Raw genomic sequence first — 8,687 nt, 5'->3', positions numbered from 1 at the left:
CCGGGGCGCTGATGTCGCGGGGCTGAGAACCCCGCTCGATTCAGTTCGCGTCATCGCACCCGCACTGAATCGTCGCCGAGTTTCTGCACAGCCTGCCCCGCAACGCCCCCTTAGAGTGAGAGTGCGGGCCGGGTTTTCCGCGACGGGTTGAGGGCTGGGAGAGAGGCTTCCGGCGCCCGTCGCGGAGAACCGCGATGTCCAGATATGACCGTACCGGATCGGATCGGGCAAACCTTTACGACGAAATTACCAACAAGATCATCGCCGAGCTGGAGGCCGGACGTATTCCCTGGGTGCAGCCCTGGGGCACGTCGGCAGCGAAAGCACCGCTCGGACTGTCGAGAAACGCCAGCACCGGCCGCAGCTACAGCGGCATCAATGTTCTCATCCTCTGGGGTGCCGTCATCGAGCACGGCTTTCCCGCTCAGGGCTGGCTCACTTTCCGCCAGGCCCTTTCCCTTGGCGGAAATGTCCGCAAGGGCGAACGCGGCACGACTGTCGTCTATGCCGACCGCTTCGTCCCCGACGACGAGAAAAAGCGTGCGCGCGACGCCGGCGAGGAAGCCCACGCTATCCCCTTCCTGAAACGCTTCACCGTGTTCAACACGGCGCAATGCGAAGGATTGCCCGAGGAGATCGAGACCATCGCGCCACCTCCGCCGCCCGGCATGATCGAGCCGCGCGTTGAGGCGCTCATCAAGGCGACAGGCATCGACTTCCACATCGGCGGCAATAAGGCTTTCTACATTCCGTCGCTCGATGTGGTGCACGTACCTCCGCCCGCCGCCTATTTCGAGCCGATCAACTGGCACAGAACTGCGCTCCACGAAGTCGGTCACGCGAGCGGCCATCACAGCCGGCTCAATCGGGATTTGTCCGGTTCCTTTGGCTCAAAGCCTTATTTTTTCGAGGAATGTGTGGCCGAAATTTCGAGCGCCTTTTGCTGCGCGGCGATGGGGATCGTCCCGACCGTGAGGCATAGCGACTACATTGGCGCGTGGATCGATACGATGCGCGCAGACAATCGCGTCATCGTCCGCGCAGCCTCGCAAGCCAGCAAGGCGGCCGACTGGATCTTGTCCTTCCTGCCGGAGGACGAGCGGCCCGTCGCCGAACCGGAAACCGCCATCGACAGGAGGGCCGCGTGATGCGCTTCCGTCGCTGGCACAGACCCGAACCCTATGGAGACACGTCGCGCAAACGCGCGGCGTTCCTGCGCAAGCAGCGCCTCGAACGCGAGGCCCTGCCGCTTTTCGCCGACGACATCGCTGCCGGTCAGCACAGCGTAGACGAGGAAATGGCCCGCCGCGCCGTCTGGTGGGACGAGGCCGAACGCGAGCGCCGCAGCCAGCGGGCGGCCTGGTGGCGCAAAGGCCGTGCCCGGCTGTTCGCGTTCCCCGATCCGTTGCGCCACCGCGTCCGCGAGATCTGGCGGACTTGCCCTTATCCGGCGGACCCGGCGAGCTTTACCGATTTTCTCCATCAGATCGCGGTCGGCAAGCTCGATCCCTACAGGCCACCGTGGGTCTTCCATCAGCAGCTCGCAGTGCGGATCACCCGCAACCCGGCAACCTTCGCCGACGCCTTCCGGCAGATCGGCAGGCGCAAGGCCGCTCTTGGGCAGAACGCGACCGAAGCCGACCAACTGCTGTTCTGCGGCAATCTCGGCTCCGGCATCCTTTTTCTCGCCTCACAAGCCCGTCCGATCGATCCGGACGAAAGCCTCCACATCCTCGACGGTCACAGCCTTGGCGGTTCCAATCTCGGCCGGGCCAGTCATTGGGTCGATATCGAGGTGTGCGGCAAATGCTCCGATGCGGATTTCGCGCTGATCGAGCGGCTCGCCCAGGCCAGCGACACGCGGCCCGTCGTCGTCCGGCGCATGGTTCGCGTCACGCCCGAGGTCAGGACGGGAGGCGCGGTATGACCGAACGCTCCCTTCCGTCCGGCCATAATGGCGGGCCTCCGCTCGATGGGCCTGATGCCCGGCAGGATGGCCGATGCAAAAACTGCATCCACTGGCACGCCCCGCCCGAACGCGAGCAGCGGGACTACGAAAATTTTCGGCTCGGCCTTTCGCGCCGGCGCGTCAAACGGCCTTCCGGAACGTGCGACCGCGTGTTGCTCGTCGGCCGGACTTCGACCGTCTTCTCCGCGACGACGGCGGATTTCTGTTGCCGGAATTTCGAGGCGAAGCCGCCGATGCCACGGCCTTCAGGTGGCGGTTTCGTCACGATCTGGAAGAACGGCCGGATCGTCTGGCAGGGACCGGAGGAGAAAATCCCGCCGCGCTTCCAGCAGCAGGATCTCGATCTTGACGATCCCGATGAAACTTCGGGGCAAGGCGGCGGCCATGATCGACCGTGAGCAGTTGCGCGCGGCCCTGGCGCGCATGGAAACCAGTCTTGCGGAAACCCGCCGCAACCTCGCCCTTGCCGAGCGTGCGCTCAGCGACCGGGCCGAAGCCGAGACGATCGGCCGGCGTCCGAAGGCGCGATACTATCATCGCCGGATGAGCCGGTGGACCGGCGCCGACGAGGTAGAATACCGGCGCGTTCTCGACGGCTTTCTGCTGGTGTCAGGTCCAGATATGGACCGGCTACGGCTCAGGATCGAGCGGCAGGAGGCGGCGATCGAGGCGCTGCGCCGGAAATACGGTGTCAACGCGCAGCGGCCTGGGTGCTTCGACTGGTGACGCCGAGCCTGCCTCCCGCGCTGTAGAGGGAGAGAGAGGCTGGGGATTTCATGACGGGTTGGTAGGTCGAGAGAGAGTCTCTCGGCTGCCCGTCATGGAGTAACCCACCATGGCAAGAGCTGCCAAGAAAAAGTCCGCACCTGCAATCATTGTCTTCTCGCGGTCGCGCGACATTCCGTTCAATCGCATCCACCTCTCGGCCGACAACGTGCGGGAAGTCGACGTCGAAGCCGGCCTTGACGAACTCACCCAGGACATCGACCGCCGCGAGGACCTCGTGCAGGGTCTCAATGTCCGCGCCATCCTTGATGCTGACGGCAACGAAACCGGCGATTTCGAGACCCCGGCCGGCGGTCGCCGCTACAGGTCCGTCGCGCGGTTGGTCGAGACCGGGCGCTTCCCGGCCGATGGCCTCGTTCCCTGCATCGTCAAGAAGGCCGATGCGAAGACCAGCGCTGTCGACGACTCGCTCGCCGAGAACACCTTCCGGCGCGCGCTCCATCCGCTCGACCAGTTCAAGGCGTTCAAGCGCATGGTCGATGGCGGCATGACCAAGGCAGAAGTCGCCAGCGCCTACTTCACCACCGAGCGCTATGTCGACCAGCGCATGGCGCTCGCCAAGGTCTCGCCGGTGCTGCACGAAGCCTATGCCCAGAACAGCATGACGCTGGCGCAACTGGAGGCGTTCACCGCGAATCCGCATCACGAGCGCCAGGAGCAGGTCTGGGAGGCCCTCCAGCAGTCCCACTACCGCGAGCCCTGGCGCATCCGCAACATACTGACCGAAACCAGCGTTCCGGTTTCCGACAGGCGTGCGGCCTTCGTCGGCATCGACGCCTATATGGCAGCGGGTGGCCCGGTGCTGCCGCGCTACCTCTTCGACGATGAGGAAAACGGCTGGCTCGACGACGTGCCGCTTCTCGACCGGCTGGTTGCCGAGAAGCTGAAGACCATCGCTGACGAGATCTCGGCCGAGGGCTGGAAGTGGATCACGGTCGATATCAATCTTCCCTACGGCCACGATCACGGCCTGCGCTCGCTCGGCTTCACCTTCGCCGATCTCACCGAGGAGGAGCGGGCTGCCCGCCAGGCGCTTCGCGACGAATATGAACGGATCGAGGCCGAGCATGAAGGCGCTGACGAACTGCCCGCCGACATCGACCAGCGCCTCGGCGAGATCGAAAAGCAGCTCGAAGCTTTCGAGCGTCGTCCGGCGATCTACGATCCCGCCGACATCGCCATCGCCGGCGTTTTCGTCAGCATCGACGAGGATGGAACGCTTGCGGTCGATCGCGGCTGGGTCCGTCCGGAGGACGAGCCGGTCGAGAGCGCCGAAGGCGGAACGCCGGAGGCTGAAGCTGGCAGCGATACGGATGGTGCGGCGGCGCCTGATGTTCAGCGCGCCACCATCACCATCGATGGGCAGTCGGCCGAGCCCGAGGAAGAAGAGGACACGATCAAGCCTCTTCCCGAAAAGCTGGTGATCGAGTTGACGGCGCATCGCACCGTGGCACTGAGCGACGCCGTGGCCGCCAATCCGCATGTCGCCATGACGGCGCTGCTGCATCGGCTGGTGCGCGACCGCTTCAAGCAGTCTACCACCGGATCGACCGTGCGAGTCTCGGTCCAGGAAGTGTACTTCCGCGAGCAGGGCATCGACCTCAAGGACAGCCCCTATGCGAAGTCGGTCGCCGAGCGGCACGCGGGATGGAAGGCGGATCTTCCGACGGACGCCGATGCGCTGTGGGATTGGCTCCATGCGCTCGATGATACCAGCCGCATGGCGCTGCTGGCGCATTGCGTCTCGTTCGGCATCAACGCGCTCTATGAGCGGCCGAACCCCTTCAGCGGGACCGGCATAACGGAACAGGGTCTTCAGACCCGCATGGCGGAAGCCGACCGCCTTGCCCGCGTCACCGGCCTAGACATGGCGGAGGCAGGTTTCCGGCCGACGGCCGTCAACTATCTCGGCCGCGTCCCCAAAATCCGCATTCTCGAAGCCGTGCGCGAAGGTGCCGGTGATCGGATGGCCGACCTGATTGCCGACATGAAAAAGGCCAAAATGGTCGAGGAGGCCGAGCGCCTGCTGGCGGATACCGGCTGGCTGCCGGAGCCGCTGCGTCTTGCCGGTTCCGATGCCGATCAGGCCGTGGAACCATCGGCAGACGGCGATGGCGGTGACGAAGCGGCGCTGCCCGATTTCCTCGCAGGCGATGACGACGAGGATGCCGCGGACGACGGCGCCAGCAGTGAGGAACCCGAACATCTGGTGGCTGCCGAATAGGTCGCATCGGCGGGGTGACTCAGGTCGCCCCGCTGTCTTCCCTCCCTTGTTTCACAGCCCGGTCCCATGCCGGGCTTTTTTGTTTTGGAGAATAACGATGAAAATTCATGCCACTCTCGAATTCGACCTGGAGGACGAAAGCGGCGTCCTGATTGACGAGCGAAAGGAATATGTCTGGGCCGCAGAGGCCACCGACGATGCCATTCGTTCGCGGCTGATGGGCGCCGGATTCCTGTCCGACGACACGATGATCGGCAGCTATACGCTCGATGTCGTCGTCATCGACGGCTTCGTCGATGACGGCACGGAGGCCGGTCAGGAGGCGGTCCCGGATAGTGCCGCTCTCGCCTCCGAGGAATTCGACGGCCTGATCGACGATGCCACCCACGCGGTCAACAATCTCATCCCCGACCATGCGCTCTCCCGTCTGTCGGACGGCGAGCGCACGGCACTTCTGCACGCGATCAACGACGCGCTGACGCCGGTTCTCGGTCAGTACATTCCGATAAATCCATAAACCGCGCGGCGCTTTGAGCACATACCTTCCCGATCAACCCGGCCCGGCCATCGCGCCGGGCTTTTTCGTTTCTGGAGAAACCTCATGGCCATCCCCGACCATGCCCGCACGAACTTCAACACCCTGCTTCGCGCCGCCGGCGACGGCAATCTCGCACTCATGGAGTGCCTGGATGCCGTCACCCGCGAGCGTCGCTATGTCGTCTGCGCCGTAGGCCGCGCGGATGACGGCGATATCGTCATGACGCCGTTCGGCCATCTCGCCGACGGCAATCCTTACGATCTCTATCTGCCGCCCGATCCCGACGATCCGGCCGGTTTCATCGAGAACCCCGAAGACGGAGGTGCATCATGACGACGATCGACGAGATCTTCGCCGACGATCGCAGCAATCCTCCCGCGGAGCGTTCGCTTCCGTGGGAGGAGACGCATGGCACCGTCACCGTTGTCGTCGAGCCGAAGCCGCACTGGGCATCCGACATGAGGGCCTTCCGGCGCACGGAACAGACCTACTGCTATTATGCCGACTGGACCGAGAATGGTCGACGCGCGCGGTTCTATGGGCATATCGACACGTCCGGTGACGGACGTGATGATGAAGGCACGGACCATGCTCACGCGCGAGATCGCGGACGAACTTTGGGACTGAGAGGAAGAGTGCTGCGGGGCCGGGATGGGTTCGGACGGGCAAAGAGAGAGCGCCGTCCGGTCCTGTCCTTTTCCGCTCTCCGGAGAACCAGTTCCATGTCTACGCAAGTCGCTACTTCTCATTTTGCAACCCTCGTTCCGGATCATCGCCGCGGGAAGTTCCTGCCGACGCTGTTCGGGCATCGGCTCTTCATCGTCGCCGAGGCCGCGGTCTATACGATCATGGAGCGGCTCAGCCCCGACGACTATCGCGGCGGCTTCTGGAATTTCTACGAGCATCATGATCAGCCGCTGTTCCTCGCACCGACGTCCAGGCCACGTTACCGGATCGAAAGCGGCCTCACGGAGTTTCGTGGCGAGGTCTCGGCGGAGGCCGCCGGCATCATCGCCACGATGTTCACGCTTTCGCATCTCACCTTCCAATACGAATCCGACCTACTGGTGGAAAGCTTCCACCGCCTTCGCGACAATCTGGACGGCCATCCCGAGGCGTCCGAGATATTCCAGGCCATCGATTGAATCTCAAAAAGCGTCCTGCCGATCGGTGGGGCGCTTTTTTCATGCCGGCCACGGCCGCAATGCGAGAGCGATGAGAGGGAGAGTAGGGCCGGTTTGGCCGTGGCGGGATGAGGGTCGGGAGAGAGGCTTCCGCCGCCCGTCGCGGAGATATCGTGATGAACAGTTTCACCTTTGCGAATGCCGGCGTTCCAGTTTCGCGCGCCGTTGCCGCTCTGTTGGCCTCCCGGAAATTTCCCCTGCGCGTCACCTGCCTCGGAGAAATTGAGTATCCGGAAGACGATCCAATCTACGGTTCCTATTCCACGGTTACCACGATCGAACTGGCGCAATGCGGCTCGCTCGATGAGGCGATCGCCTTCGTCGAAGGGATTGCCCGACAGAGCCGTATCGTCACCGGCGACGACGATGCCATCGGTTTCCAGCCCCGGCTGTTTGTTGTCGTTGACGGTGAGCACCGGCAAGTGCTTGCCGGCGAGCCGTGGCAGCGCGGCATCCGATGGTGCGATCCCGTCGCCTCCGACGGCGAGGCCCGCCTTGTCGTGGCAAAGGCGAGCAAGCTGCGCGGCGAAGCCTCCCTGGAGGCCGGATGGGACAATCACAGCACCGCCCGCGTGCTTCGTTTCCGCGCCAGCGTCCTCGAAGGCCGCCTGGTTCATCCTGATTGGCGGCAGACCGTCCGGGCAGCGCTGTTCCAGGCTGCCTGACCCCGATGCCCCACCACATTCCCCGATCCAGCCCGGCCCCCGCGCCGGGCGCTTTCATTTGAGGAGTCCCCCATGCCGAAATTTGTTGTCACCGCACGCCATGATGCCCTGGTCTATTACGAAACCGTCGTCGAGGCTGCGACGCCGGAGCAGGCGCGAAGCCTCGCCAACAGCTTCATGTATGAAGGCGAATGGTTCGCTACCGGCTCTGTGTCGGAATATGACGACTTCGAAATCGACGCGGACGACGGCGTTCGCCTGCTCGAAGATGACGAGACCATCGAAGCGTTCCTGACCGTCGCGGTCACGGCCCAGGAGCGCGATGCCGTACTGGCTGGTCTCCGGCTGCTTCAGATCGCCCTTGCGCGGGGCGACATCGATCCGCCGCTCGGGAGCATCCTCACCAATGACGGCGCTCACGCCGGCCTTGATCTGACCCGGATCGACGCCCTGTGCGAACGCATCAACTGTAGGGGGCTCAAATGTACGCCACCTATCTGAGGCTCGACATCATGGTCTGGGACAGCAACCGGGCCGTCATCCGCGCCGCGCGCCGCAGGCTCGCGCGCAGCGCCCGCCGCGATCCGGCGAAGCGGGAAGCCCGCAAGCGCTTCTATCGCGAAATGCTCCGGCATCACGCCGACGCGCAGCGGCTCGTGGCCCACTTCCGCCTCTGACATAGCCGCAAGCATCCCCTCAACCTCGCCCGGCCATCGCGCCGGGCATTTGCGTTTCAGGAGCCTGATATGGCCAACTACTTCACTCATTTCTCCTGCCTGCTCGACGTCGGCACGCCCGACAATGCCGCCCGCGCGCTCGACCTTTACAACAAGCTCTCCGAGGAAGGCGCCTCGGAGGAACCGCCTTCCGAGGGCTTCCTTCTCTCGATCCAGCCCGAACATGGTGGCACTCAGCTCTGGATGCACGATGACGTCACCGGCGATCCCGAGCGTCTGATCCAGTTCGTGAAGATCTGCGCGGCCGAGTTCGGCCTGACAGGTCGTTGGGGTTTCCAGTACGCCAACACCTGCTCACGCCCGCGGATCGATGGTTTCGGCGGCGGGGCGCACGTCCTTGATCTCGCCACCGGCGAGACCGTCGCATGGACCTATACCGATGGTTGGCTCGCCCAGGTTCTCGATGAAGGTGATCCTGATGCCTGAGATCATCGAAACCCACGTCTATCGGCTGAGCGTCCCACCCAACGGTCGGGTGCTCTTGTCATGGCAGCCACGGCTATTTCCACCTCGTAGTCGGGCGTCTTTCCTCGGGACGGAGAGGGAGAGGGTTGCCGGGACGGGTTTGAGCCTGTGCGGTCGAG

12 protein-coding genes are annotated in these 8,687 nt (G+C 64.1%); all 12 read left to right on the top strand.

Annotation, left to right across the window (positions count from 1 at the left end; genetic code table 11):
- The first annotated feature begins 194 nt into the window (after nucleotides 1-194).
- The 12 genes from CRO48_RS29205 to CRO48_RS29145 all read left to right on the top strand — a co-directional run bounded on the left by CRO48_RS29205 (nucleotide 195) and on the right by CRO48_RS29145 (nucleotide 8,529).
- Nucleotides 195-1,148: an ArdC family protein gene (locus CRO48_RS29205; RefSeq protein WP_097143184.1), complete on the top strand. Its 954-nt coding sequence runs from the start codon at nucleotides 195-197 to the stop codon at nucleotides 1,146-1,148.
- Nucleotides 1,148-1,927: a hypothetical protein gene (locus CRO48_RS29200; protein ID WP_097143183.1), complete on the top strand. Its 780-nt coding sequence runs from the start codon at nucleotides 1,148-1,150 to the stop codon at nucleotides 1,925-1,927. The genes CRO48_RS29205 and CRO48_RS29200 overlap by 1 nt, the downstream gene beginning before the upstream one ends.
- Nucleotides 1,924-2,367: a hypothetical protein gene (locus CRO48_RS29195; RefSeq protein WP_097143182.1), complete on the top strand. Its 444-nt coding sequence runs from the start codon at nucleotides 1,924-1,926 to the stop codon at nucleotides 2,365-2,367. The genes CRO48_RS29200 and CRO48_RS29195 overlap by 4 nt, the downstream gene beginning before the upstream one ends.
- Nucleotides 2,354-2,695, top strand: a complete 342-nt coding sequence (locus CRO48_RS29190; protein WP_097143181.1) for a hypothetical protein — start codon at nucleotides 2,354-2,356, stop codon at nucleotides 2,693-2,695. The genes CRO48_RS29195 and CRO48_RS29190 overlap by 14 nt, the downstream gene beginning before the upstream one ends.
- Before the next feature lie 109 nt (nucleotides 2,696-2,804).
- Nucleotides 2,805-4,979, top strand: a complete 2,175-nt coding sequence (locus CRO48_RS29185; RefSeq protein ID WP_097143180.1) for a ParB/RepB/Spo0J family partition protein — start codon at nucleotides 2,805-2,807, stop codon at nucleotides 4,977-4,979.
- Nucleotides 4,980-5,076: 97 nt separating this feature from the next.
- Nucleotides 5,077-5,496: a hypothetical protein gene (locus tag CRO48_RS29180; protein ID WP_097143179.1), complete on the top strand. Its 420-nt coding sequence runs from the start codon at nucleotides 5,077-5,079 to the stop codon at nucleotides 5,494-5,496.
- Between the two features lie 84 nt (nucleotides 5,497-5,580).
- On the top strand, nucleotides 5,581-5,850 hold the full coding sequence (locus CRO48_RS29175) for a DUF6117 family protein (RefSeq protein WP_097143178.1): 270 nt from the start codon (nucleotides 5,581-5,583) through the stop codon (nucleotides 5,848-5,850).
- A 389-nt stretch (nucleotides 5,851-6,239) separates the two neighbouring features.
- Nucleotides 6,240-6,662, top strand: a complete 423-nt coding sequence (locus CRO48_RS29165) for an antirestriction protein (RefSeq protein WP_097143177.1) — start codon at nucleotides 6,240-6,242, stop codon at nucleotides 6,660-6,662.
- Between the two features lie 155 nt (nucleotides 6,663-6,817).
- A complete protein-coding gene (locus tag CRO48_RS29160; RefSeq protein WP_097143176.1) occupies nucleotides 6,818-7,366 on the top strand; it encodes a hypothetical protein in 549 nt (182 codons plus the stop codon).
- A gap of 72 nt (nucleotides 7,367-7,438) precedes the next feature.
- The gene (locus CRO48_RS29155; RefSeq protein ID WP_097143175.1) at nucleotides 7,439-7,867 is read left to right on the top strand and encodes a hypothetical protein; all 429 of its coding nucleotides are present in this window, start codon (nucleotides 7,439-7,441) and stop codon (nucleotides 7,865-7,867) included.
- Nucleotides 7,849-8,043 carry a hypothetical protein gene (locus CRO48_RS29150; protein ID WP_097143174.1) on the top strand — a complete coding sequence of 65 codons (195 nt, stop codon included), beginning with the start codon at nucleotides 7,849-7,851 and terminating at the stop codon, nucleotides 8,041-8,043. The genes CRO48_RS29155 and CRO48_RS29150 overlap by 19 nt, the downstream gene beginning before the upstream one ends.
- 69 nt (nucleotides 8,044-8,112) lie before the next feature.
- Nucleotides 8,113-8,529: a hypothetical protein gene (locus CRO48_RS29145; protein WP_097143173.1), complete on the top strand. Its 417-nt coding sequence runs from the start codon at nucleotides 8,113-8,115 to the stop codon at nucleotides 8,527-8,529.
- Nucleotides 8,530-8,687 lie beyond the last annotated feature (158 nt).

It is taken from the genome of Rhizobium subbaraonis, from assembly GCF_900220975.1.
Taxonomy (GTDB): Bacteria; Pseudomonadota; Alphaproteobacteria; order Rhizobiales; family Rhizobiaceae; genus Mycoplana; species Mycoplana subbaraonis.
The sequence above is the reverse complement of the archived record's forward strand: the minus strand, read 5'-3'. Positions and strand labels throughout refer to the sequence as shown.

Coding starts and splice junctions, on each gene's coding strand:
- CRO48_RS29180 (WP_097143179.1), top strand. CDS start 5,077: ATGAAAATTCATGCCACTCTCGAATTCGACCTGGAGGACGAAAGCGGC.
- CRO48_RS29205 (WP_097143184.1), top strand. CDS start 195: ATGTCCAGATATGACCGTACCGGATCGGATCGGGCAAACCTTTACGAC.
- CRO48_RS29175 (WP_097143178.1), top strand. CDS start 5,581: ATGGCCATCCCCGACCATGCCCGCACGAACTTCAACACCCTGCTTCGC.
- CRO48_RS29190 (WP_097143181.1), top strand. CDS start 2,354: ATGATCGACCGTGAGCAGTTGCGCGCGGCCCTGGCGCGCATGGAAACC.
- CRO48_RS29200 (WP_097143183.1), top strand. CDS start 1,148: ATGCGCTTCCGTCGCTGGCACAGACCCGAACCCTATGGAGACACGTCG.
- CRO48_RS29185 (WP_097143180.1), top strand. CDS start 2,805: ATGGCAAGAGCTGCCAAGAAAAAGTCCGCACCTGCAATCATTGTCTTC.
- CRO48_RS29195 (WP_097143182.1), top strand. CDS start 1,924: ATGACCGAACGCTCCCTTCCGTCCGGCCATAATGGCGGGCCTCCGCTC.
- CRO48_RS29160 (WP_097143176.1), top strand. CDS start 6,818: ATGAACAGTTTCACCTTTGCGAATGCCGGCGTTCCAGTTTCGCGCGCC.
- CRO48_RS29165 (WP_097143177.1), top strand. CDS start 6,240: ATGTCTACGCAAGTCGCTACTTCTCATTTTGCAACCCTCGTTCCGGAT.
- CRO48_RS29150 (WP_097143174.1), top strand. CDS start 7,849: ATGTACGCCACCTATCTGAGGCTCGACATCATGGTCTGGGACAGCAAC.
- CRO48_RS29155 (WP_097143175.1), top strand. CDS start 7,439: ATGCCGAAATTTGTTGTCACCGCACGCCATGATGCCCTGGTCTATTAC.
- CRO48_RS29145 (WP_097143173.1), top strand. CDS start 8,113: ATGGCCAACTACTTCACTCATTTCTCCTGCCTGCTCGACGTCGGCACG.